24 protein-coding genes are annotated in these 25,429 nt (G+C 35.1%); 22 read left to right on the plus strand and 2 right to left on the minus strand.

Annotation, left to right across the window (positions count from 1 at the left end):
• Positions 1–21: 21 nt before the first annotated feature.
• Genes cydD through ACSSV9_RS06675 form a run of 3 tightly spaced genes read left to right on the plus strand, consistent with a single transcriptional unit; the run spans position 22 to position 3,991 of the window.
• Complete coding sequence (cydD, locus tag ACSSV9_RS06665) at positions 22–1,758, plus strand: thiol reductant ABC exporter subunit CydD (protein WP_437346469.1); 1,737 nt, start codon at positions 22–24, stop codon at positions 1,756–1,758.
• On the plus strand, positions 1,755–3,509 hold the full coding sequence (gene cydC / locus ACSSV9_RS06670) for a thiol reductant ABC exporter subunit CydC (RefSeq protein WP_437346470.1): 1,755 nt from the start codon (positions 1,755–1,757) through the stop codon (positions 3,507–3,509). The genes cydD and cydC overlap by 4 nt, the downstream gene beginning before the upstream one ends.
• 53 nt (positions 3,510–3,562) lie before the next feature.
• Positions 3,563–3,991, plus strand: coding sequence for a NifB/NifX family molybdenum-iron cluster-binding protein (locus tag ACSSV9_RS06675; RefSeq protein ID WP_437346471.1), 429 nt, complete (start codon positions 3,563–3,565; stop codon positions 3,989–3,991).
• Positions 3,992–4,615: 624 nt separating this feature from the next.
• On the opposite strand, the gene ACSSV9_RS06680 is transcribed toward ACSSV9_RS06675, so the two are convergent.
• Positions 4,616–6,349, minus strand: coding sequence for a sigma-54 interaction domain-containing protein (locus ACSSV9_RS06680; RefSeq protein ID WP_437346472.1), 1,734 nt, complete (start codon positions 6,347–6,349; stop codon positions 4,616–4,618).
• Positions 6,350–7,767: 1,418 nt separating this feature from the next.
• Complete coding sequence (locus tag ACSSV9_RS06685) at positions 7,768–8,142, minus strand: DUF6249 domain-containing protein (protein ID WP_437346473.1); 375 nt, start codon at positions 8,140–8,142, stop codon at positions 7,768–7,770.
• Between the two features lie 111 nt (positions 8,143–8,253).
• Here ACSSV9_RS06685 and ACSSV9_RS06690 point away from each other — a divergent pair, with 111 nt between their 5' ends.
• From ACSSV9_RS06690 to nrfD, 19 genes are all read left to right on the plus strand, one after another.
• The gene (locus ACSSV9_RS06690; RefSeq protein ID WP_437346474.1) at positions 8,254–8,835 is read left to right on the plus strand and encodes an RNA polymerase sigma factor; all 582 of its coding nucleotides are present in this window, start codon (positions 8,254–8,256) and stop codon (positions 8,833–8,835) included.
• Complete coding sequence (locus ACSSV9_RS06695; RefSeq protein ID WP_437346475.1) at positions 8,832–9,332, plus strand: anti-sigma factor family protein; 501 nt, start codon at positions 8,832–8,834, stop codon at positions 9,330–9,332. Before ACSSV9_RS06690 ends, ACSSV9_RS06695 begins: the two co-directional genes overlap by 4 nt.
• Positions 9,333–9,502: 170 nt before the next feature.
• On the plus strand, positions 9,503–10,414 hold the full coding sequence (gene era / locus ACSSV9_RS06700) for a GTPase Era (protein WP_437346476.1): 912 nt from the start codon (positions 9,503–9,505) through the stop codon (positions 10,412–10,414).
• Complete coding sequence (locus tag ACSSV9_RS06705; protein ID WP_437346477.1) at positions 10,404–11,333, plus strand: DMT family transporter; 930 nt, start codon at positions 10,404–10,406, stop codon at positions 11,331–11,333. The genes era and ACSSV9_RS06705 overlap by 11 nt, the downstream gene beginning before the upstream one ends.
• Before the next feature lie 10 nt (positions 11,334–11,343).
• On the plus strand, positions 11,344–11,616 hold the full coding sequence (locus ACSSV9_RS06710) for an acylphosphatase (protein ID WP_437346478.1): 273 nt from the start codon (positions 11,344–11,346) through the stop codon (positions 11,614–11,616).
• Entirely contained in the window at positions 11,616–12,104 is a 489-nt protein-coding gene (ispF, locus tag ACSSV9_RS06715) for a 2-C-methyl-D-erythritol 2,4-cyclodiphosphate synthase (RefSeq protein WP_437346479.1), read from the plus strand. The genes ACSSV9_RS06710 and ispF overlap by 1 nt, the downstream gene beginning before the upstream one ends.
• Positions 12,104–12,709: a DedA family protein gene (locus ACSSV9_RS06720; RefSeq protein ID WP_437346480.1), complete on the plus strand. Its 606-nt coding sequence runs from the start codon at positions 12,104–12,106 to the stop codon at positions 12,707–12,709. Before ispF ends, ACSSV9_RS06720 begins: the two co-directional genes overlap by 1 nt.
• A gap of 20 nt (positions 12,710–12,729) precedes the next feature.
• Complete coding sequence (gene lnt, locus ACSSV9_RS06725) at positions 12,730–14,370, plus strand: apolipoprotein N-acyltransferase (RefSeq protein WP_437346481.1); 1,641 nt, start codon at positions 12,730–12,732, stop codon at positions 14,368–14,370.
• Entirely contained in the window at positions 14,354–15,385 is a 1,032-nt protein-coding gene (locus ACSSV9_RS06730; RefSeq protein ID WP_437346482.1) for a threonine aldolase family protein, read from the plus strand. Before lnt ends, ACSSV9_RS06730 begins: the two co-directional genes overlap by 17 nt.
• A gap of 39 nt (positions 15,386–15,424) precedes the next feature.
• On the plus strand, positions 15,425–16,117 hold the full coding sequence (locus tag ACSSV9_RS06735) for a ribonuclease H-like domain-containing protein (protein ID WP_437346483.1): 693 nt from the start codon (positions 15,425–15,427) through the stop codon (positions 16,115–16,117).
• Positions 16,107–16,691, plus strand: coding sequence for a hypothetical protein (locus tag ACSSV9_RS06740; RefSeq protein WP_437346484.1), 585 nt, complete (start codon positions 16,107–16,109; stop codon positions 16,689–16,691). Before ACSSV9_RS06735 ends, ACSSV9_RS06740 begins: the two co-directional genes overlap by 11 nt.
• A gap of 69 nt (positions 16,692–16,760) precedes the next feature.
• On the plus strand, positions 16,761–17,327 hold the full coding sequence (locus ACSSV9_RS06745; RefSeq protein WP_437346485.1) for a hypothetical protein: 567 nt from the start codon (positions 16,761–16,763) through the stop codon (positions 17,325–17,327).
• 47 nt (positions 17,328–17,374) lie between these two features.
• Positions 17,375–17,980 (plus strand): NTP transferase domain-containing protein, encoded by a 606-nt coding sequence (locus ACSSV9_RS06750; protein ID WP_437346486.1) that lies wholly within the window; start codon positions 17,375–17,377, stop codon positions 17,978–17,980.
• 16 nt (positions 17,981–17,996) lie between these two features.
• Entirely contained in the window at positions 17,997–18,380 is a 384-nt protein-coding gene (locus tag ACSSV9_RS06755) for a QcrA and Rieske domain-containing protein (protein ID WP_437346487.1), read from the plus strand.
• Positions 18,373–21,057: a hypothetical protein gene (locus ACSSV9_RS06760; RefSeq protein ID WP_437346488.1), complete on the plus strand. Its 2,685-nt coding sequence runs from the start codon at positions 18,373–18,375 to the stop codon at positions 21,055–21,057. The genes ACSSV9_RS06755 and ACSSV9_RS06760 overlap by 8 nt, the downstream gene beginning before the upstream one ends.
• Before the next feature lie 230 nt (positions 21,058–21,287).
• Positions 21,288–21,728, plus strand: coding sequence for a MerR family transcriptional regulator (locus ACSSV9_RS06765; protein WP_437346489.1), 441 nt, complete (start codon positions 21,288–21,290; stop codon positions 21,726–21,728).
• 3 nt (positions 21,729–21,731) lie between these two features.
• A complete protein-coding gene (locus ACSSV9_RS06770) occupies positions 21,732–23,930 on the plus strand; it encodes a molybdopterin-containing oxidoreductase family protein (protein WP_437346490.1) in 2,199 nt (732 codons plus the stop codon).
• Position 23,931: 1 nt separating this feature from the next.
• Complete coding sequence (locus tag ACSSV9_RS06775; RefSeq protein WP_437346491.1) at positions 23,932–24,471, plus strand: 4Fe-4S dicluster domain-containing protein; 540 nt, start codon at positions 23,932–23,934, stop codon at positions 24,469–24,471.
• Between the two features lie 7 nt (positions 24,472–24,478).
• A complete protein-coding gene (nrfD, locus tag ACSSV9_RS06780; protein ID WP_437346492.1) occupies positions 24,479–25,426 on the plus strand; it encodes an NrfD/PsrC family molybdoenzyme membrane anchor subunit in 948 nt (315 codons plus the stop codon).
• The last annotated feature ends 3 nt before the right edge of the window (positions 25,427–25,429 follow it).

A 25,429-nucleotide genomic window follows, 5' to 3' on the forward strand; every position in this document is an offset into this window, starting at 1 on the left:
TAACTTTTCAATAAATATTTGATGCATTTTAATAAAACTCTTTATTCCTTCATTAAAGGAATCCGAATTAATTTTCTTGCAATAATTATTTTAGGATTATTCGTATCAATATCAACCATTGGTCAAGCCTTTCTTTTAAGCAGAACAATCAATAATGTTTTCCTTATACATAAAACTCTCTATGATGTAAGAATATTTCTAATCATTTTTTTAATTGTTTCGCTTCTTAAATCAATTTTCCTCTGGCTGCAAAATTTATTTTCGTCAAAAGTTATAGCTTTTATAAAAAAATTATTTCGGGAAAAAATAATATCAGCCATCGAAGAAATTGGACCACTTGAATTAAAATCCGAGAGAACCGGTGAAATAACTAACACACTAATCCAGGGAGTTGATAAATTAGAAGAGTACTTTTCTAAATTTTTACCACAAATATTTCTATCGGTTTTTATTCCGCTCTTAATCTTAATTCTTGTATTTCCTCTTGATATTTTGACAGGAGTAATTTTTTTACTAACCGCCCCAATAATTCCTTTGTTTATGTATTTAATCGGTTCTATCGCAGAAAAGATGAATAAAAAACAATGGCAAACATTAAGCCGTATGAGTGCATATTTTTTTGATGTACTGCAAGGATTGCCAACATTAAAACTTTTCAACAAAACAAACGACATCCTGAAACGAATTGAAGAGATATCCAATATATTCAGAATCAAAACGCTGAAAGTTTTACGCATTGCATTTTTATCTGCGCTTGTACTTGAAATGACTGCAACCATTAGTGTGGCAGTAATTGCCGTTGCAATAGGTTTGCGACTGTTAAACGGCAACTTCAATTTTGCAGATGCTCTTTTCATTTTGATTATTGCACCTGAGTTTTATATGCCGCTTAGACAACTTGGTGTTAGCTATCACGCTGGAATGGAAGGTGTTTCAGCCTTTGAGAGGATATATGAAATTATAAAATCACAAGAAAGACAGCAGAAATCATATCCGCTTCGGAATCAGTTTTATTATGATAGTAAATTGCCAATCGTATTTCAAAGCGTATCATTTAATTACTCCGACAGAAGCGTAAACGCCATTGATAATATTTCGTTTGCAATAGAACCAACTAAAGTAACAGCATTAGTCGGATATTCCGGAGCTGGTAAATCAACAATAATTAATCTTCTTTTAAAATTTATTTCACCAACAAAAGGAAGCATTAAAATTGGAAACTTCGATCTTTCTGAAATTGATCCAAAAGAATGGAGGAAAAATTTAACCTTTCTGCCACAAAGTCCTCATCTGTTTAATAAATCAATTTATGAAAACATAAGTCTATCGAAGCAAAATGCGACTTACGAAGAGGTAATTGCTTCGGCTAAGAAAGCAAGGATCGATGAATTAATTTCTTCATTACCAGACGGTTATAATTCAAGAATTGGAGAAGATGCTTCAAAATTAAGTGGTGGAGAAGCTCAACGAATCGCACTTGCAAGAGCATATCTAAGAAATTCACCACTTGTTTTAATCGATGAACCGACCGCGAATCTTGATCCAATTGTTGAAGAGGAAATTATGAATGATATGTACAAATTGTTTGAAGGTAGAACTGTAATAATTATTGCTCACAGGTTGAATACAATTTTAAAGGCAGACAAAATTGTTTTGTTGGAAAATGGGAAAATTGTAGGAATCGGTACACATAATGAGTTATTAGATAATCATTCTTACTATAAAAATCTTTTTAATTCTCATAATACTAAGATATGATCAAAACATTACTGAAAATATTATCCTTATCTAATCAATATAAATACTGGATGATTCTCGCAGCGTTGATGGGATTTTTTACGGTCGGAAGTGGAATTGGGTTAATGATGACTTCTTCATTTATAATTGCAAGTGCCGCAATTCAAACGCCAATCTATCAATTACAAGTCGCAATAGTTGGAGTAAGATTTTTTGGTATTTCACGCGGAGTTTTTCGTTACCTCGAAAGATACATCTCACACGAAGTTACCTTCAAACTTCTTGCAAAATTACGAGTATGGTTTTTCAAATCATTAGAGCCGATTGTTCCATCAAAGAAATTCGATTTTACAACAGGTAACTTGCTTTCACGTTCAATTGAAGATATTGAAAATCTTGAACACATTTTTGTCAGGGTAATTTCACCCCCATTTATTTTTGTTGCTACTGCAATCTTAATGTTCACCTTACTCAGCATTTTTCAAATAAGATATTCGATTATTTTTTTATCGATGTTTATTGGCAGTGCAATTGGAATACCTTTATTAACCTATTTATTGAGTAAAAACTTAGGAGAAAAAATTGTTTCACTAAAATCTCAGCTAAAGGATATTTCGGTTGATAGCTTGCAGGGCTTACCAGAACTTCTTGTTTACGATAAGCAGGAAAGCTGGAAGAAAGAATTCAACGAAATTCAGAATAAATTATTGAGCACAGAATATAAAATGAATTTGATACAAGGCCTCCACGAAAGTTTAACAGGATTGTCAATGAACTTAACGGTTCTCGCCTTACTTTATGCATCAATTCCTGATGTAACAGCAGGAAATTTAAATGGCGTATATTTATCTGTAATCACAATTGGCATTATGGCTTCTTTTGAAATTGTATTTCAAATTCCACTTGCCTTCCAGTTTTTAAATAAAAGCGTTGAATCGGCAAAAAGGTTGTTTGAGATTACAGAGCAAAAAATAACTGAAGGGCAAATTGCTTTCAATTATGTTGATGATTTTAAGAATTATGATTTAACAGTTGATAACATCTCATTTTCTTATGATGGAAAAAAAGATGTTATCAAAAATGTTACTTTTGAATTAAAGCAAAATCAAATGATTGCAATTGTAGGTTCAAGTGGAGCCGGTAAATCAACAATTGTAAATTTATTAACAAAACTCTGGGAATACGATAGCGGTGAGATTTACCTTGGTAATGTATCTTATCAGAATATTTCTGCAGAAAAAGTCAGAGAGATAATTGCTGTCGTTCCACAAAAAGTACATCTCTTTACTGGTACAATTAAAGAAAATCTTTTGATATCAAAAGATAATGCAACAGATGAAGAGTTATACAGCGTCTTAAAGCAGGCTCAACTTTTAGATTTCGTTGAAAGTCTCCCTGATACGCTCAACACAAATATTGGTGAACTTGGCAAAAAGTTAAGTGGTGGAGAAAGCAAAAGACTGATTTTAGCAAGGGCACTGCTACGTAATTCTAAAATATTAGTTCTTGATGAGATCACTTCGCAAGTTGATAATATTACTGAAAGAAAAATTCTTGAAACAATGAAACAACTTCGGAGCAGATATGGAATTATTTTAATTACTCATCGACTTGTTCAAATGGAAATGTTTGATCAAATCCTGGTATTCTCAGAAGGAAAAATTGTGGAGAAGGGTTCTCACAAGGAATTATTAGACAAAAAAGGTCTTTATGAAAAACTGTATTTAATGCAAAATCAAATGTTGGTTAAAGAGAAACTTTACAGCATCTAAAATCTATTCTTTGCATCTCATGGTTATACTAAAATTAAAATATGGGTTTTAATATGTTAATATTACTTGGTGCTGACGGAAATAACCTGGATAGCCAAATTGCAAAAAGGTTTGGGCACGCTAATTATTTTATACTTTACAACACTGATACAAAAACTTCCGAAGCTTTCGAAAATGTTGATGAGGGGCACAAACACGAAAACCTTCAGGAGTTTTTAGATAAAGGTGTAGAAGCATTTATCGTTGGGAATATTGGACCGCATGCATTTGAAATTATAAATACTCCCAAAAGCAAAGTATATCTTGCAAGAAAAATGTCCGTTCAGGATGCGATTGAAAAATTCCTCAAAGGTGAATTACAACAATTGACTGAACCGACTGCAAAAAGAAGTATTGGACACGGTAAAGATAGAGAAGAACACGGCAGACACCATCACGATGGCGAGCATCAAGGGAGAGGACGTCATAATCACAATGAATGAAGTTGGATAATATTTGTATTTATCGGGCACGCATTCTGGCTTTCGTTAGCTAAGACCTTTACTGATAAGAACTCTGTGCTGCCCAGTCTGATTTTGTTTGCAGGTGGAAGTCAAATGGATATTGGAACTTTGACAGCTATTATGATTGGAGTTCCACTGATTTCCCAAATTATTTACCCTCGCTGCTTCTTAAATAATCTTGTAAGAAAAAATATTTAGTTGCCGGGATATAATTAAGGGTAGCCGCTTTTTTAGTAGTTGAAATATCATTTATTTTTTAGATGAATTTACACCACGTCTTTTTATTTTGATTGTATTTCTAAAGAAAAAGTTAGTTGGATTTTCATAACCGGATAATTATAAACATGCATTTATATTAGGAGGTATTTTATTCATTGGCTCATGAAGTATTATTATGTGAAAGAACGCTCTAAGTCTATTAATTAGAATGAAATTAGTTTATAAAAATTATCAAGTGTATTTCAACTCAACTTGCATAGGATTGAAATCCAAAATTGTCTGTTATAGTATTAAATCTTATTGAACTAACTATGAGATAATTTTAGTTGAATAACAAGCTCCTCAGTAATTAGAAGTTATGTCAAATAACTGAATTAAAAGTTATTATCCTTTGATCCCCAGCTTCTTCATTTTTCGCCAGAGTGTTGAGGGGTTAATGTTCAAATCTTTGGCGGTATTAGTTTTATTATAGTTATTCTTCTCCAGAGTGGAAATAATCAATTCCCTTTCGGCATCTTTAAATCCTTTCTGGTAGTTTTGTAAATAAGTATTTGACTTTTTAGATCTTTGTTCTCTCAATCTTTTAGGCAATTGCTCGACTTGAATTATATCACCACTGCAAAGGATGAAGCAGTGCTCTATAACATTTTCCAACTCTCTTATATTGCCAGGCCAATTGTATTCCATCAAAATATCAAATGCAGATGATGAAAATTGCTTTATGTTTTTTTTGAACTTTTTATTAAAAGATTCAATAAAGTGATTTATTAATAGAGGCAAATCATCCATCCTTTCACGTAAAGGAGGAAGATGAATGTTAATAACATTTATACGGTAAAATAAATCTTCACGAAATCTTCCGGCATTGATTTCTTCCAAAAGATTTTTATTTGTTGCTGCAATTATTCTTGCATCCATCTTAATTAATTTATTACCGCCCACTCTTTCAAATTCTCGTGTTTCTAAAACTCTTAAAAGTTTTGTTTGAACTGGAATTGATAGATCGCCAATTTCATCAAGGAATAGAGTACCGCCTTGCGCAAGTTCAAATTTTCCTATTTTTGTTTTAATTGCACCGGTGAAGGCACCTTTCTCGTGTCCAAATAATTCACTTTCAATAAGTGATTCAACAAATGCGCTGCAATTGACAGCAATAAAGGGTCCTGTTCTTCTTAAGCTATTAATATGTATGGCACGTGCAGCTAATTCTTTTCCAGTACCACTTTCACCCGTAATTAAAACAGTAGAATCTGTCTGAGAGACACTTTCAAGTACAGAAATAATTTGTTTAATCTCTTTATTTCTTCCGACAATGTTTTCGAATTTAAAAAAGTCATTTAAGTGTGCGGATAAATTTTTAAGTTCTGAAATGTCAATAAAAGTTTCAATAGCACCGATTTTTTCATTTCTGCTATTTATTAAGATATTGGAATTAACTCTTATTGGAATTTTTCTTCCATTTTTATGAACAATTTCTAATTCATTCCCAACCATTGCTCTACCTTTTTTGACTGTCTGTTCCATGTGGCATCCATTGCGGCAGATTGATGAATTAAAAATATCCCAACATTTTTTACCTAATGCTTCTGATTTTTTATACCCGGTTATTTTTTCAGCAGATCTATTGAATGAGGTTATAGTCCAATCATTATCAATTGTAAATGTACCTTCAATACTGCTGTTAAAAATCGCGTCCAGTTTATTCTTTTGATCAATTAATTCAAAGGTTTTTTTATTTATTTCTTCTGCTAAGGATAGCATTTCTTTTGTATCTCTGAAAACAAAAACGACACTTAAAACAATTCCATCAACTTTAATAGGAGAGATAGATGCCAAGACATTTTTAATATTTCCCTTTATGTCGGTTATATTAATTGAAAGATTATTGATTGATAAATCTTCTTCAAGTGCATTGATTATAAATTTTTTTTCATCAGTATTTTTTTTGAATAAAAATTCAAAGTTTTTTCCAATTACTTTTTCTTCAGAAAATCCGGTTATACGTGATGCTGCCTCATTAAAAACAATAATATTTTTGTCCCTACCAATTACAATTATTCCGTCGGGGATAATTAATGTCTCTTTATTCCTGTCAATTATTTGTTGGACATCTGACATTCTACTACCTTTAAATGTTATTGCAATTATAATTATTAATATGCAATAGAGCAATGAGTGTGCAATAATTAATACAATATTGCAAACGTAATTATCATCTCGCTCTGCATTCTATCCAAAAAAAATGAATCTATGTTATATTACATCGGAGATATATATAATGAAAAGATGCAAAATGAAAGATTAAGAAGAATTAATAACTGAGAAAAAATTCGAAATATCTGAGGACAAGCTGAAGAATAACCATTTTAAGAAACAAAAGAATGCAGACTATCCATTACACTTAAGAAAACTTAGACTGGGCATGAAGGCCAATTATGTTAATGCGAGCATTGCTTCTGGTAGGTGAGAAAATGCATATTACTGTATTTGATGCACTAATGAAAATGGGATTCCTGAGTTAAAAAAAAGAGAAAATTCAAAATAATCACAAGCAGTGAAATTCTACGAAACAAAAATGAAAAATCAAAAACCTAAGAAATATTAACAAAATTAAAGTTAAAAGACTGTGATGGAGCTATGGCAATTTATTCTGAGGGATAAAATAATGAACTATAGATAGGGGTATATTAACTATAAATTGTAAGAACCGAATAGAGGAGATTTATTAAATGAGTTTATTAAAGCAATTATCACCAAAGCAAATATTTAACTAAAGAATACATGCTATGATAAGAATTGAAAGCAACGATTATTAATTGAATCAGAATAATCTAAAAAGATAATCACAACGATAAATACTGATGAAACATTGGCCTTTTACCAAATTAAAGGAAGGATATTATACTACGAATAAAATATGGACCAGAAAGATCTCGGTTTTTTTAACTTATATGATAATCGACACGAATTTAGTAACTGTAAATCTGTCAACGATATTCGAGAATTAAAACCACACAGATTGCTCAGCTAATTGAATTGAACGCAATTAGAGAGCTACTGATGAAAAGTGTCTTATAAATAAATCTTTAATAAACTCAAAAGTTGTTACAGATTATTATTAATACAATACTAAAACTCAGTTGCTCTTTTTTTTTTTACGATAGAAGGTTTTATTCCTCAAGAGGGTAAATACAACCAAAGCGAAGGTGAACGATATTTAGAGAAATTAAAACAGAATTAATGCTGTATTTGAAACTTAATTTTCTATCGTTAAATTCGTGATAATTTCTTTTCCGTTATACCAATAGTTTCCAGACTAAAATCGAAATTATCTACTAATAAAATTTCATGTTCATTTTATAAAACTGCAAAGCCCACAACGAAACTTAGTGAATTTTAGAGACCTTCTTAAAATATTGGGTTATGTTCTTCGTATCATAAATGAAATATGGAATTTCGGAAATTGTTATCTAATAATACTTTGAGTAAAAAACTCTCCAATACGCTTTCAGGCAGTCATTAAAAATGACTTTATTTTAACTTCCTGTGCTACCATTCTCGTTGTCCTTATCAGCCTTTTCATATTTCCTTCCAATTATATATGCTACCACAAAACCCAACCCTGTCATTACGAAAATCATAAATGGTATCCATTCCTTTGTATTGGTTGCATTTTCTGAAAGCATTCCTGAGCCTAATCCGATTCCGAAAAATATCAGTATAATTCCGGCTTTTAATAAACCGTATCCGTGTTTTTGATAGCGCATTAATTCTATCATCTGTTCGTATGAAAGTCCTTTTTCTATCATTAATTGCTTTTCCCTAGAACGGAAATAGAAATACATTATTATTACCAATCCTGTTACTATAACAGTTATTATCGGTATAAATAAAGCAATTGTACCTTCCATTTTATCCTCCGTATTTAAAGTTTTTTATTTCTACCCCTTTTGACATATATTAATAATTAAAAGGTTACAAAAAATTATTGTAATAAATTGTAACCTCTCAGCAGACAGTTTATGTCTAAATACGTGATGAAAAATCTAAGCGACATAGAAATAATTGAATCGGTAAAAAGGGGTAACACTGCCGATTATACAATGATTGTCGATAGATACAAAGACAGGGCTTTTAATTTGCTCAAGCGGATGCTGAAGAACGATATGGACGCCGAGGAAGCGCTTCAGGACGCTTTTCTTAAAGCATTTAAATACTTAAAGCAGTTCAGAGAAGAAGCCAGTTTCTCGACATGGTTTTATAAAATTGTCTATAATACAGCACTTACCGTTATTGCCTCCAGAAAAAGAAAGATCGAAAAGGAGATGACTTCGCTCGAAGATATGCCAGAACTTATCAGTTACGACTGCGAAATCTATGCAACAGCAGAAAATCCGAAGGACTATTTATTGAGACTAATCGACAAATTGCCTGTTAAGAACGCTTTGGTGCTCATTCTTTATTATATAGACGGATTATCGCTCAACGAAATTAGCCTTGTAATGGATATTTCGCTTGTTAATGCTAAAGTTTTGCTTCACCGTTCCAGAAATATTCTCAGAGATTTACTTTTAAAGCATAATTATCAGGAGGAAATTTTATGAACATAGATGAATTACTCAACGATTATATCGACGGAACAGCCGATGCAAATAAAATAAAAGAATTGAATGATTTACTGGAAAAAGACGAAGTGACGGCTAAAAAACTGAAAGCTCTTAAAGCTATTGATATACTTTTGCGTCAGGTCGATTACGAAAAAGCTCCTCGTGATTTCACTGAAAAATTTGCCATTTTAATCGCTAAGAACAAAACTATTAAAAAAGTTCGGAAAGATTTTATTACCCCGTCAGTATTATCTCTTTTTTTGATATTTATATTGTGCGTGCTCGCAGTCTCTTTTTATTATAGTTACTTGTCGATTAATAATACCGAGATGCTCTCAGGAGTATTACTGGACATATTCAACGGAGTGAGTTTTATTGCCAGCAATAAATTATTCCATCTTCTGGGTGCTTCGATTTCATTGATTGCCCTTACTATTCTATATATTATGAATGAAACTCACCGACGCTTCCGAAAAAAATTAAAAGACCTATGATTCACAACTGCCGATTATCCAAATACTTACATACTGAGTTATTATAATTTCTGCTTACAGTCCCTTTGTAAGTGTATAATTGTTATTGAATGACTCACTTATGTTATTGTTAATAAGCCATCCGGGCGTCGTTAAATTTTATTATCTTTGCAAGAAAAAATAGGAGTACTATGAGCGTAAAAGCAGGATTCGTTTCGATTATCGGGAAACCGAATGTAGGAAAATCGACTTTAATGAATGCATTAATAGGCGAAAAACTGTCGATTACAACAAATAAACCCCAAACAACCCGGAAAAAAATTATTGGCATTTTGTCTACCGAAAATTACCAGATAATCTTTCAGGATACACCGGGAATTCTGAATCCCGAATATTTACTGCAGGAAAGAATGTATGACTACATCATCGAAGCAGTCAAAGATGCAGATTTGTTGTTGTTTATGATCGATATTTCTACTGATCCTACGGGACAACGTACACTTTCGGATGAAAGGGTGTATGAACTTTTGAAAGATAAATCGATTAAAAAACTCTTACTTATTAATAAAATTGATCTTGTTTCCCAAAATGAAGTTGAAGCTCTTATAAGGCAGCTGGAAAAAAATGATATGTTCGAAAAAATAATACCGATTTCAGCTACGGCAAATTATAATCTTCAAACGGTTATCGATTCAATCCTTGAATATTTACCTGAACATCCAAAGTATTTTCCAGACGACCAGCTGAGCGATGCCAGCGAAAGATTTTTCGTTTCCGAAATTATCAGAGAGAAAATTTTTGAAATGTATCAGGAGGAAATTCCTTATAGTACGGAAGTTGTTATTGAAGAATTCAAAGAACGTGAGAATGCCAAAGATTACATAAGAGCAGTGATAGTTGTTGAAAAAGAGACTCAAAAACCGATAATAATCGGTGCGAAAGGCGAGATGATAAAAAAACTTGGCAAAAAAGCCCGAGAGGCTATCGAAGCTTTCCTCGGCAGGGAAGTTTATCTCGAACTCTACGTAAAAGTGAGAGAAAAATGGCGTTCCAATCCTCAAATGCTCAAATTATTCGGTTATAACAAGCCAGATGAAAAATAAATTTACCCCGGCTCATTTTTTAGGCGAAGGTGCGCTCTTGTTGATGACAATTATATGGGGTGGTACATTTGTCATTGTAAAAGAAGCTATAAACGATATCAACCCAATGCTTTTCATTGCTTTGAGATTCTCCATAGCATCCTTATTGGTAATTACTCTACTTCTCTACAAACGTTACAAATTTAGCAGTTCAGCATTTCGTTCTGGTTTTGTGCTTGGGATTTTTCTCTTTCTCGGATTTACTTTTCAGACAGTCGGACTTAAATATACTACCGCTACCAAATCGGGATTTATTACCGGTTCGCTAGTTGTAATGATACCTCCTTTGCAATTATTAATTGAAAAGAAGAAACCGACAAAAGGAGCATTGATAGGCACACTACTGGTTTTCTTCGGAATTATTCTTCTGTCAAGTGGAAGCTCTACTCCGTCAAGTTTTCTGGAAAATTTTGGACAGGATTTTAATTTGGGCGACTACTTAACATTAATCTGTGCTCTATTTTTTGCGCTCCATGTAGTTTATATGGACATCATTTCGCCTGGCCACGATTTCTGGCTTCTTTTTCTTTCGCAGTTGATTACAGTTGCTCTCCTTGCCTGGTTAGCTGCTATCTCTTTTCACACCGTTAGTTTTGAAACTTTCTATTTAAATATTAACGGCAATTTGATTAACGGAATTCTGTATACGTCGGTGCTGGCTACGTTTGTAAATTTCGGATTGCAAACAAGATTTCAGAAAGAAGTAAGCCCTACGAAAGCAGGGATTATTTATTCATTTGAACCGATATTTGCGGCTCTATTTGCTTACTTTATACTCAATGAAAAAATCACTAATTTTGGAATCGCTGGCGGTATTTTTATATTCAGCGGATTGATAATATCTGAAGTCTACGATTATTATTTTAACACAGGAAAATAATAGTAAAAAAATGAAGCGAGCCGAAATTATTGTTAAAGGACTCGTACAGGGCGTTGGTTTTCGGTATTTTGTATTGCGCCATGCACAAAAACTTGGACTGAAAGGATACGTAAAAAATCTCTATACAGGCGAGGTACTCACAGTTGTAGAAGGGGAGGAATATAAAATAGAAGAATTGTTCAATTCACTTAAGATTGGACCACCAATGTCGGATGTTAAAAGTGCTGCAATCAAATGGTTAGAACCTAATAATGAATTCACAAAATTCGAGATAAGATATTAGTGCAAGACTACAGAATTGGATTTGGTTTTGACGTGCACCGTTTCTCGAGAGACCGATTATTGGTGCTGGGGGGAGTTGTCATTCCTTACGAATTTGGTCTGGAAGGGCATTCGGATGCGGATGTTCTACTACACGCAATCTGCGATGCCATGCTGGGAGCACTTGCGCTGGGAGATATCGGAAAGCATTTCCCAAATACAAGTAATGATTATAAAAATATTGACAGCAAAATTTTACTGGATAAAACAAACGTATTGATTAGAAATAAAGGTTACGTTGTGAATAATATCGATTCGACACTTGTATTAGAACTACCCAGGCTATCACCTTATATTTCGCTTATGCAAAACGAAATTGCGTCGGTACTGAAAATTGATGCAGACCGTATATCGATTAAAGCAACAACCTCCGAGCGACTCGGTTTTACAGGCAGACGAGAAGGTATTGCCGCGTATGCCACTGTTCTTCTTACAAGGAAAGAATCTTAATGCTCGAAGAATTTATTTCATACATTGCCGCGCTCGACCCCACTTTGATTTATCTTTTCATGTTTTTATTCGGATTTATAGAGAATATATTTCCTCCATCTCCAAGTGATTTCGCCGTTGTGTTTGCTGCTACTCTGATCGTAAACAATACAATAGATTTTCTGCCGCTCGTAGTTATTACAAGCTTCGGCAGTGGCATCGGATATATTACTATGTATTACATCGGCAGAAAACTGGGCGACAGTGTTATTCGTAATGGTAGATTTAAGTTTATAAAAAAAGAATCACTCGATAAAGCCGACAGGTGGTTCGATAAATACGGTTATAAGTTAATTTTAATAAACCGCTTTTTACCGGGTACTCGCGCTGTTATCAGCTTTTTTACAGGACTGCATAAACTAAAACCCCTGAAAACAATCCTCTATGCTTTCGTAAGTTCTTTGTTGTGGAATATTTTTCTTGCCATACTGGGATATACAATAGGAAATAATGTCGAACTTATCGATCGAATATTAAACACATATTCAAATGTTGGATTAATAATAACGTTTATAATTGTCGCTACAGCCTTAGTGGTTTATTTTAATAGAAAAAAGAAAAACTAACCCAACAGGATTAGTGACTTATGAAATTTTTTCCGAAGTATAGAAAAGCTCTTATTCCTCAAGAAAAATCTACACTGAAAAAAGAACGACTTCTGGCAATTCTTGCTGGATTATTGCTTGGATTGTCTTTTCCACCCTTGCCGGCGCCTGTATTTGTTTTCTTTGCATTTATACCGTACTTCAAAGTAATCGAAAATCGGTATACTCTCGGTGGAATTAATCGAATAAGTTATTTAATGAATTTCATTTTCAGCTTAATAACATTATACTGGGTAGGTAGCTGGACAAAAGAAGCCGACCCCTTTCTGATGATTTCTGGGCTACTACTGCTTTTTGTCAATCCTGCGCTCTATCTTATCCCTTCCACACTTTATTATTTTTCAAGAAAGGTATTCAGTAAAAAAACATCTCTTCTATTGTTTCCTTTGTTCTGGTTGGAGTTCGAGTTTCTCTATTCGATTACCGATCTCAGATTTCCCTGGCTTTCACTTGGAAATAGTGTTGTAAAATTCAATTACTTTATTCAGATTGCAGATATTGTAGGATCATACGGATTGACATTAATCATATTATTTATAAATGTTTTTCTTTATCTGTCGATTCAGGAAAGAGAAAGAAATAAAAAATTATTTATCTACTATTCCACAGCAGCGTCGCTCATTTTTATTTTTGTAATTATTTATGGCACCTTGAAAGTTAAAACTTACCAGCCTTCCAGTAAGAAAATAAGAGTTGGATTAATCCAGCCAGACCTCAATCCGTGGAAAAAATGGGAAGCCGGCAATCTCGATGAGCAATTGCAAATCTATCTAAAATTATCGGAAAAGGCTGTTCAGGATAATGCAAAACTAATCATCTGGCCGGAATCTGCACTGCCGGTTTATCTTTTATCGGGAAACTATGAAAAGGAGGTCAGTAAAATACACGAATTTTGCGACATGAATAATGTCTATTTAATGACAGGTATGCCGGATATAAATTTCTTTTTGACAAAGAATAATATACCCGAAGATGCAAAACAAACTGCAAGCGGACTTAAATACACTTCCTATAATTCGATTTTGTTTTTTGCCCCTTTTACCAATCATACAGAAAAATATGCTAAGATTATGCTCGTGCCCTTTGGAGAAAGAGTTCCGTTTCTCGAGGAATTACCACTACTCGGTAAATTTGTTACATGGCAGGTCGGTATATCGAGCTGGAATGTAGGTAAAGAAATTAAAATTTTCGAAGCCAATAAATTTTTGAAAGTTGCAGGTGTAATCTGTATCGAATCGATTTATCCTTACTTTGTTTCAAAATTTGTCAACAGAGGTGCAGAATTGCTCGTAGTTGTTACGAATGACAGCTGGTACGGTTATTCAAGCGGTCCTTTTCAGCACAAAGAATTTGCACAACTTCGAGCTGTTGAGAACAGACGTACATTGGTAAGAGCTGCTAACGGCGGAATAAGTTGTATTATCGACCCGCTTGGAAGAACAGTATCTCAAACCAACCTTTTTGAAAGGACATATTTAACGGGCAATGCCGAACTACGTAACGATGTAACTTTCTTTACACGATATCCACTTTTGTTTCCTACGATTGCATCATTAATCTCGGGATTTACATTTATATTGTTTATCATAAAAAAGGTAATCAAAAATGAAAAAAGTAATTGATTTAAGAAGCGATACAGTCACAAAACCCTCTGAAGAAATGCGAAAAGCTATGTGCAGCGCCGAAGTGGGCGACGATGTTTACAAAGAAGATCCTACGGTTAATTCATTAGAAGAATATGCGGCAGAATTACTGGGTAAAGAAGCCGCTCTATTTGTGCCGAGTGGTGTGATGGGGAATCAAATTTGTTTGAATGTATTAACTAATCCAGGCGACGAGGTAATTTGTGAAAAGGATTCCCACATATTTCAGTACGAATCGGGTTCGCCTGCGGCTCTTAGTGGATTACAACTATCTCTTGTTGAAGGTGATAAACGGGGAATTTTTACTGCTACCCAAATTGAACCTCTGATACGTCCGGAAAGTGCCTATTATATGGCTCGCACCAGAGTTATCGAAATTGAAAACACGCATAACAGAGCTGGTGGAACAATTAACCCGATTGAAAATATTAGATCAATTTCCGAACTTGCGCGTAAATATAATCTGTCAATGCATCTTGACGGTGCACGAATATGGAATGCTTACGTGGAAACAGGTATAAAACCATCGGAATATGCAGCGTATTTCGACACCGTTTCTGTATGCCTCTCCAAAGGTCTGGGCGCTCCTGTTGGGTCAATTATAGCAGGTAGAAAAGATACGATCCAGAAAGCTTTCCGGATTCGCAAAGCCTGGGGCGGGGGAATGCGGCAGGTCGGAATTTTAGCAGCAGCAGGAATTTATGCCTTGAAAAATAATATCGAAAGATTAAAAGAAGACCATCTCAAAGCCAAAAAATTTGCAGAACTTTTAGCGCAAAATAAATTTATAGAAATCGATACTTCGCTTGTTGAAACAAATATTGTTATGTTTTCTCCACTTAGATTATCTGCTGAAGATTTTATTTTAAAATGTAAAGAAAAAGGTCTGTTACTTGGAACTGGGAAGGTCGGAATAATTAGAGCCGTAACGCATATGGATGTTGATGGCGAAGAAATTTTAGAAGCCGCAAAAATTATTGAGCAGATTGCCTGATATTTTGTTAGTTTAACGTCGAAATTATGAGGTCGAAATATGAACCTCGTATTCGATATCGAAACTACCGCTTACGATTTTGAAAGCCTCGGCGAATCACAACAGGAATTTCTTCTAAGATATGCTGAGCAGGAAAAAGATGAAATTTTAAGATCGGAAAAAATCGAGGAAGCTAAGCGTTACCTGAATCTTTATCCATTCACAGCAAAAGTTATTGTTATCGGTATGTTGAATACCGTATCGGAGCATTCTCAAATTTTATTTGAATCGGAAAAAAATGAAGAATGGCATAATGAAGATGGAACAGTTAATTATAAAGGTATGACCGAAAATGAAATGCTCAGAACTTTCTGGAATTATGTTCATAAAGTTGACGGCGTTATTACTTTTAATGGAAGGTCATTCGATATCCCTTTCTTAATGCTTCGGTCAGCAATGCTCGGAATAAAACCCACCAGAAATTTTATTTCACGCCGCTACGATACTAAATTGCACGTCGATCTCCTGGAACAATTTACGTTTTATGGACTAACAAAAAAATTCAACCTCGATTTTTACTGCCATTCATTTGGGATAAATTCTCCGAAAGATGGAGGAATTACAGGGATGGAAATAAACGAATTATATCGTGCTGGTAAAATAAAAGAAATTGCTTCTTACTGTAGCAGGGATGTACGAGCAACGTTCGAGCTTTATAAAATATGGAAAAATTTTTTAGCCGATGAACTATAAACATTTGACAAAAGAGTATTCAAAAAACTTTAAGATTGCACTCTCTATCAGTTTACTTATAACTATTATTATTTTTATTTCAGTCCCTTCTTTTAAGAAGAAGAAAACTGCTGTAATTTTTACTGACAATAGTATTATAAATTTGATTTCAATTCCGCATACTGTGCAGTGGAAAGACGTTTCTCTATTTAGACCTGCTAAAGTAAATTTGAGTGTTGGGATAATAAATGAAGAATTAGAATTGCTGGAGGATATTGAGATGTCGCAATACGACAATGCTGCTAATGAAAAAAGGGATGAGAAAACTTCCAATTATAATCCATATAATGTTTCTCCAATCCAGATAAGCGAAATTGTGCCTTCTGATAATATCAAAGTTGAAGGTAGATTGATGCTAAAGCTTTGGATTGATTATAAAGGCAAACCAATTAAAACCGAAATCATAAGTTCGACGCTGTCACCTTCTGAGGTAACGAAAGATTTAATTGAGATGGCAATGAGATCTGAGTGGCTTATTCAAAATCCTGTTCCAGATTCTCTTTATATTGTCTACAAGGAATACAATTTCAATTGATCATTAAGCCGTGTCTGTTGACCTCCTAAATTAAAACAATTATATTGAAGCAAAAATTAGGAGGGGAATATGAATTTTGCGAATATAATCGATTTTATTCGAGCAAATCTTCAACAGATTTCACATGCCTATTATGAACAGATAAAGAAAACTGAGCTGATGAAAAACTACCAAAGACTTTCTGAAAAGGAAGTAATAGCGCGTGAAGAACGGGTATTCGAAAATTTAATCGAATGGCTTCAGACTGGTGCTTCTAACGACAAAGCCGAAAAATATTTCGAAAAGGTAGGTGCCGAAAGATTTAAAGAAGGTTTTCCTCTTACCGAAGTAAATTATGCGCTTTATATTACTAAAAAAGTTTTCTGGAGTTTTATTGCCTGGAAAAAAGAGCTTTTTGGTTTAAGTGATGAAGAGGGTGAATTCGACTTCTCCCAGATTATGGAATACGTAACAATATTAAACAACTTTTTCGATCTGGGTAATTTCTATATTATTCGGGGTTATATTGGAGAACTATTTGAACAACTGGAAGACTCGGCAAGCATGAGCAAAGAAGAAATTAAAAAAATTCTGATGCACGGAGCTTTCGACAATAACGATTTCAATAAAGACGAAATTATCTGGCATCATATTTAACGGCGCAGAATGCATGCTGAGGTCTTGCCTTTTTATATTTGTTTTTTATGAACATTAAAAATGCCTTTATTTACATACCCGACGTTGAGATACATAAAAAATCGATTAGTCTTAAAATTGGCGAAAGCACTTTGTTGGATCTAATTCACGCACGCCTCGAATCGCATTTCGAAAAAGTTGATATTATTGCTTCAAAAACACCGGTGGAGATATATAATGACTATTCCGTAATAAAAAACAAAGCCGAAGCACTCGGGATGGTATCGGCAATCTACACTGCCTTGAATCAAGTCGACGCTAACGAGATTTTTTTGACAAGTTGTTTGCTTCCCTTTATTACTGATGGTTTTATTAAATTCATGAAGTCAAAAAAGGGTAATCTGTTGGTCTCATCGGGAGATAAAATTTGTTATCAAACAGGAATTTATTCAAGATCCATTTTACCTTTGTTGAATCTAATCGTAGAAGATAATATTAATGCCATGAAATTATACGATGGGAAAAAAGAATTTACGTTTCACTTTGAAAATTTTATCGACAGAATTGCAGCGGAGATAGTCGACATCAGTTTCGAAAAATTTTATTTCCGCGACCTATTATTTGAAATAGAAAAAGAGACGGACCTCGATTACGTCCGCGAAAATTTATTTTGAATCATACGAGATCAAAATGACAAGAAGAAAATTCTTTAAAATGTTAAATAAAATCTTCGGCCTTTTCCTAATACTTTTGACTGCTCTAGTAGTGGATGATAAACGGAAACGGTATGCTGTCAATAAGATATTTATTCCTGATGAATTGAACGAAGGTGTCAATTTCATTGGAAATGTTATCGTAATTAAACAGAGTAAAAGTATTAATGCATTTGAAGCAAGGTGTACACATCTTGGTTGTTTATTAAATAGAAATATCGACAATAAAATTGTATGCAATTGTCACGGTTCCGAATATAACTTTGGTGGAGAGGTAGTTAAAGGACCGGCTGTCAAATCATTAAATAAACTCGTAATTCACTCTGATAAAAACACGAAGAAACTCTACGTTTATGTCTGAACAAAAACAATATTTGAGAGTTTTTGGAATTACATTCGGTCAGCTTGCTTTTGGCATGTTTTTGATAGCAGTAGTAAGTGGTATACTGCTTGCTATACCTTACGATGTTATGAATCCGTACGAATCGGTAACTCAAATATTATTGTTGCCCCGCTTTAATTTTTTACGAAGTCTCCATTACTGGAGTTCACAATTTTTTCTTGTCTTAACCATAATTCATTTTTGGGACCATTTGAGATTGTCGACTGAATACAGAGTGCCAAAAAATGTGTGGCTCAGGCTTACGCTTAGTATAATTCTCGTGATATATCTAATGTTGAGCGGTTTTATACTCAAGGCCGACGCAGACGGTCTTCAAGCTCATAACATATTTAAAACCCTACTCGAGAATATACCAATAGTTGGTACCCAAATATCATTCCTATTTATGGGCAGTTTCGACGACCTGCAACTACTCTATATTAACCATGCAGCTACTGCAACAGTATTTATGCTGTTGTTTATAATAGAACATGTAAAAAGTTTTTGGCCTCAGTCAAAATCAATTTTTTTTAGTCTCATATCTGTTATTATAATCGCATTAATCTTACCGCCTGTAATACACGATGGATTTAACCCTGTTGTTAAAGGACCATGGTACCTGGTGGGAGTTCAGGAGTTTTTGCACTGGCTAAATTATCCAGTAATTTTTCTGGTTTTCGTTGTGTCTTTCCTGCTGATAATTTACCTGCAGCGGATATTTCATAAGAAAATCAATCTCTTTTTTAAAAAAACGCTGGCGTTTTTTTTCGTCGTTTATATAATACTTTCGATAATTGGATTTTATTTTAGAGGGGAAAATTGGCGTTTCGAATACGCCTTGAACGATAAATATAATTTCACTTATAATAATCCTATTTCATTAACAGATTTATTTTCGGTAACTGATACGATATACCAAAAGCTCAGCAAAGTCGGGAATAGATATGAAAGTTGTATCTCATGTCATTCCGAAGTCGAAGGATTTTCCGAAGCGCACAGCATTACCGCACTGGGTTGTTATTCATGCCATCGCGGCAATCCATTTAGTTTAAAGAAAGAAGATGCCCACGAAAATATAATTTTAATACCAGGCAATCTTTCAAACGCCGGGATTACTTGCGGCTCTCCACAATGCCATCCGGACATTGTACGACGTGTAAATAGTTCGATAATGACTACATTAAGCGGGATGGTAAGTGTAAATAAATTTGTTTTTAATGAATCGACCTCGCCTGATTCTCTAAGCCATATTTCGGAAATCGGATTTTCGCCAGCAGAAAGTCACCTCCGCAATTTATGCGCTTCGTGTCACCTGGGCAACGAAAAAACAGAATTTGGAGAAATAGACGAAGAATCGAGAGGAGGCGGATGCCTGGCTTGCCATCTGAGTTATACGAAGAATTCTGCCGAAGAATTAAAATTGTTTACTAAAAATAAAGTCGGATTCATAAATAAATTTCATCCGACACTTAAACTTCCAAATAGCAACAAAAATTGTTTTGGGTGCCATTCAAGGTCGGGGAGAATTTCTACGAATTATGAAGGCTGGGCAGAAATAAACGAAACAACATTAAATGAACCTATCGAACTGCGTCAATTGAAAGATGGAAGGGTCTTTAAAAAAATGTTGCCAGACGTCCATTTTGAAAAAGGTCTTTTATGCATCGATTGTCATCTTTCTGCAGAAGTAATGGGAGACGGAAATTATTACACTCATAAAGAACTTCAAACCGAAATACAATGCCTTGACTGTCATAACAATGGTGAGCGCAAAACAGTTACGGTAGACAACTTTGATTACGAATCTCAAAAAATTTCTGAACTGAGAAATTTTGACAATTCGAAAAACTATCTTCTTACGGGGAAAAATAGTTTACCAATCCCGAATGTTTATATGGAAAACGGTAAAGTAATGTTGATTAAGAAAGCAAATGGTAACATTGCGGAAGCTTTGCCACCATTAAAACAATGCATCAAGGATAAGGCTCACAAGAACCTCGATTGTCAAACATGCCACACATCATGGGCTACGCAATGTATTGGATGTCACACCGAATACGATAAAAGCTCAAGCGCCTATGACCACCTCGAAAAGAAGTTTTCCTCAGGAGAATGGATCGAACATGCAGGTGAATATTTGTCTGAACCTCCAGTTTTAGGTGTTGCCGAATTGAAGAATGGTAAGAAGATAACGACATTTGTGCCTGGAATGATTATAAGCATTGACAGGGATAACAAAAGTCAAAAAGATGAAATTATTTTTAAGCGATTATATGCACCTGCCTTTTCACATACCATACGTAAAGAATCCAGAAGTTGTGAATCGTGCCATCTCAATCCGCTATCTATTGGTTACGGCAGGGGAAAATTAGAACTTAGCAAGTCGGGTAAATGGAAATTTTCTCCTTTGTATGCCTCCTCTGTTTATGATAATTTACCGCAGGACGCCTGGATTGCATTCTTAGCCGAGCCGAAGTTAGTTGCTACGACTAGGAAAAATTATCGTCCATTTAATCTCGAAGAGCAAAAGAAAATATTAAAAGTCGGGGCATGTTTGACTTGCCATTCATCCGATTCCCAAATAATGAAAAAATCTCTTGAAGATTTCGATGCCCTGCTCAAGCAGATCTCGCCGAAATGCATAATACCCAATTAACTGAAAGCTTTGTGATAATTTAGAACTCGAAGAAATTATGCGCATTATCAATTCGGGTGCTACTCAAATAGAATAAAAAGAGCAAAGGTCTTTTATTTCTCAAACTCAGAATTCCTTAATATCAAAAATTCTTAATTACGGCAAAAGCTATATCTAAAAATCTAACTACAGCATATTTATAAATGGCAAGATTATTGATATTTATAAATATAGATTATTTAGAAAAAAAAATGATTGAGCAAATAGACAGGTACGAACCAATTTTTCCGATAGGTACAGCTGCCAAAATAATTGGCATTTCGGTTCACACATTGAGAATGTACGAAAGAGAAGGTTTGATTATTCCATATAAAAAAGAATCGAAACAACGCCTCTTTTCAAAAGCTGATATCGAAAGAATTGAATGTATTCGAAAAGCAATCAACGATTCTAAAATTAGTATTAACGGAATTAAGAGCATTTATTCTTTAATTCCTTGCTGGGAAATTGTCAATTGTTCTGAAGAAGATAGACAGAACTGCAAGTCATATAAATCACATGGGGAACCTTGCTGGAATATAACGCATCCACGTACAATGTGCGCAGAAAAGGATTGCAGAAAATGTGATGTATATAATAAGTACACCCAGTGCGGTGAAATAAAAGAATTGATTAAATCGATATCGAGGTAACAAATGAATTCGATTTCAAGAAGACGCTTTCTTAAAATAACGGGATTTAGCGTTGGTGCTGTTGCGGCGGCAAGCACTTTGAATCCCGTGATTAAAGGAGCCGCAAAAGTTGACGAAAAAAAATTGAAAGGCGTTAAAAAAATTCCGACTTATTGTGATATCTGTTTCTGGAAATGCGCCGCAATTGCTTACGTTAAAGACGGTAAACTCTGGAAAATTGAAGGTAACCCAAAAGACCCGTTGAGCAATGGCAGATTATGTCCCAGGGGCACTGGCGGTATAGGTGCTCATTACGATCCCGACAGGCTTAGGGCGCCTTTGATCAGAACGCGCGAACGTGGAGAGGAAAAATGGAAAGAAGTAACCTGGGATGAAGCGCTCGATTTCATCGCTTCAAGAATGAAAAATATTAAAGAAAAATACGGACCAGAATCAGTTGCAATGTTTTCTCACGGAATTGGTGGTACATTCCTGAAGCATACTTTACAAGCTTACGGTGCAATTAATTTCGGAGCGCCTTCGTTTGCTCAATGCCGGGGTCCGCGCGATGTCGGTTTCGAATTAACTTTCGGCGATGCAATTGGTTCGCCCGAAAAAACTGATATCGAAAATGCACAATGTCTTGTTCTGATCGGTTCTCATCTGGGTGAAAACATGCACAACACTCAGGCACAGGAATTTGCAAGAGCAGTTGAGAAAAATGCTACAATTATTGTCGTTGATCCCCGTTTTTCTGTAGCTGCTTCGAAAGCTAAATACTACTTACCAATAAAACCTGGAACAGATACGGCACTTTTACTGGCATGGATGAATGTTATTGTTTCGGAAAATTTATACGACAAAGAATTCGTCGATAAATATGGATTTGGTTTCGAACAGTTCAGAGAAGAAATAAATCAATACACTCCCGAATGGGCTTATCCTGAAACTGGAATTGAGCCTGAATTAATAAGAAAAACTGCCCGTACTATGGCAATGTTCAAACCGGCATCGTTAGTCCATCCAGGACGCCATGTAACCTGGTATGGAAATGATACCCAGAGGATGAGAGCAGTAGCATTATTAAATGCTTTGCTCGGCAACTGGGGCAGAAAAGGAGGCTTTTATTTCCCGGCAAAATTCCCGATTCCTCCCTATCCCTATCCTCCATATCCGAAACCCACTAAAGAGAAACTCGATAATCCGAATAATAAATTCCCATTTGCCTCAGAAGAGATCACAACAGGAATTCGAGAAGCTACAATAACTGGCAAACCGTATCCAGTAAAAGGCTGGTTTGTTTATGCCACCAATCTAATCGATGCATTACCGAATCAAGAAGAAACTATTAAAGCAATTCAAAATCTCGATCTTTTAGTGGTTGTAGATGTGATACCGAGTGAAATTGCTGGCTGGGCTGATGTTGTTTTGCCCGAATCGATCTATTTAGAACGATACGATGATCTTCATACGTCGCCGTTTAAAGTACCTTTTGTTTCGTTAAGACAGCCGGTTGTCGATCCTCCAGCAGATCAAAAACCGAATTGGTGGATTGCAAAAAAACTGGCTGAAAAATTGGGACTTAATGAATATTATCCATGGAAAAACATTGAAGAATATCTCGATTATAGACTTAAAAATGTTGGGCTCAGTCTCGATCTGCTAAAAAAAGAAGGTGTTATTACAGCCGACGATCAGCCGATTTATATCGAGGAGGGTATACAGCCAGAATTCTACACACCCTCAGGAAAAGTGGAATTTTATTCTGTTCAATTATTGCAAGCAGGGTTTGATCCGGTTCCAAGATACGAAAAACCAGAAGATCCGCCTCCGGGATATTATCGACTGTTATTTGGCAGATCGCCTGTCCATTCGTTCTCCAGAACTCAATCAAATCCAATTTTAATGGATATGATGGAAGAAAATGAAATCTGGATCAATAGCGATGTTGCAAACAAATGGGGTCTTAAAAATGGTCAGTACATTCGCCTTAAAAACCAGGACGGTGTTTTGAGCAATAAAATAAAAGTAAAAGCCACCGAAAGGATAAGACCGGACTCCGTCTACATGGTTCACGGATTTGGTCATAATTCACGAATGCTTAAAAGAGCATATCTGAAAGGAGCCAGCGATTCGGAACTTATTACTCGCTATAAAACCGACCCCTTGATGGGTGGTACCGGAATGAATGTCAATTTTGTAACTTTTGTGACGGAGGTTTAATATGGCTCGTTATGCGATGGTGATTGATACAAAAAAATGCGTTGGATGCATGGACTGTGTAGTAGCTTGTAAAACTGAGAACAACGTACCCGAAGGATATAACAGGGATTGGATTGTACAGGTAACAACTGGCAAATTTCCGGATGTTCATTTAGAGATTCAATCGCAGCGCTGTAATCACTGCGATAATACACCGTGTGTTTCTTGCTGTCCAACTGGTGCAAGCCATGTCCATGATGTCGGCAACGTTGTACTCGTCGACCACGATATGTGTATCGGCTGTAAAGCCTGTCTGGCTGCCTGCCCTTACGATGCTCGTTTTATCCATCCGGATGGGTACGCCGACAAATGCACATTTTGCATACACAGAGTCGAAAAAGGAGAAGATCCAGCGTGCGTTTCGGTTTGTCCTACTCATTGCATGTATTTTGGCGATCTTGACGATCCTGAAAGCGAAGTAAGTAAATTACTTGCTTCAAGACAATATCATACTCTCTTGCCAGAGGCAGGTACGAAACCTCGTATTTTTTATTTAATCTGAGGAGTTTATGCAGGAATTAACTACTACCCGTCATAATTTTCAAATCGACCCATATACGCATGTATGGGGGTGGGAAATACCAGTCTATCTATTCCTCGGCGGTCTTGTCGCAGGAATGATGATTATATCTGGCTACTTTTTATTCAGTAAAAGATATAAAGAAACAAACTGTTCATGTTACACATTACCTTTAATAAGTTTATTACTTCTGAGTCTCGGCATGTTTGCTCTCTTTTTAGATTTGGAACATAAGTTATATGTATGGAGACTTTATACTACTTTCCGAATTACTTCGCCAATGTCGTGGGGAGCGTGGATCTTAATTCTGGTCTACCCCGTTATTATTGCAAATTTGTTGATGGGACCGCCTAAATTTTTTGTCGATAAGTTCCCGGCTCTCAATAAAATTACAACATATATCAACTCCCATTCACGATTGATACAAAACATAGGAGTGGCAAATATGCTACTCGGCGGGATGCTCGGAATTTATACCGGCGTTTTGTTGAGCACTATGGGTTCACGGCCGCTGTGGAATACTTCGATCTTGTCGGTATTGTTTCTTGTATCGGGACTTTCAACTGCTGCTGCATTTGTGCATATGATTGCAAAAAATGTTTATGAAAGGGAACTACTGGCAAAAGCAGATAACGGTTTTCTTACGATGGAACTATTTGTAATTTCACTGATGCTTATTGGTCTTTCTACATCTTCGGCCGTTCACATTGAAGCTGCTAAACTGTTAATCGACGGAATTTATGCACCTGCATTTTGGGTATTCATCATCGGCATTGGAATTGTTATCCCGCTTATTATACAATTGATGGCTGTTAATCATAAAGTTAAACATACGCCTGTTGCTCCTATTCTGGTAATTATTGGAGGACTTATTCTTCGGTTCATTATTGTTTATGCTGGTCAATACAGCCATTATTTAAATGCACACTTTAAGTAAGAC

The sequence above is a fragment of the Melioribacter sulfuriphilus genome (genome assembly GCF_051488685.1).
In the GTDB taxonomy this organism is placed as follows: domain Bacteria; phylum Bacteroidota; class Ignavibacteria; order Ignavibacteriales; family Melioribacteraceae; genus Melioribacter.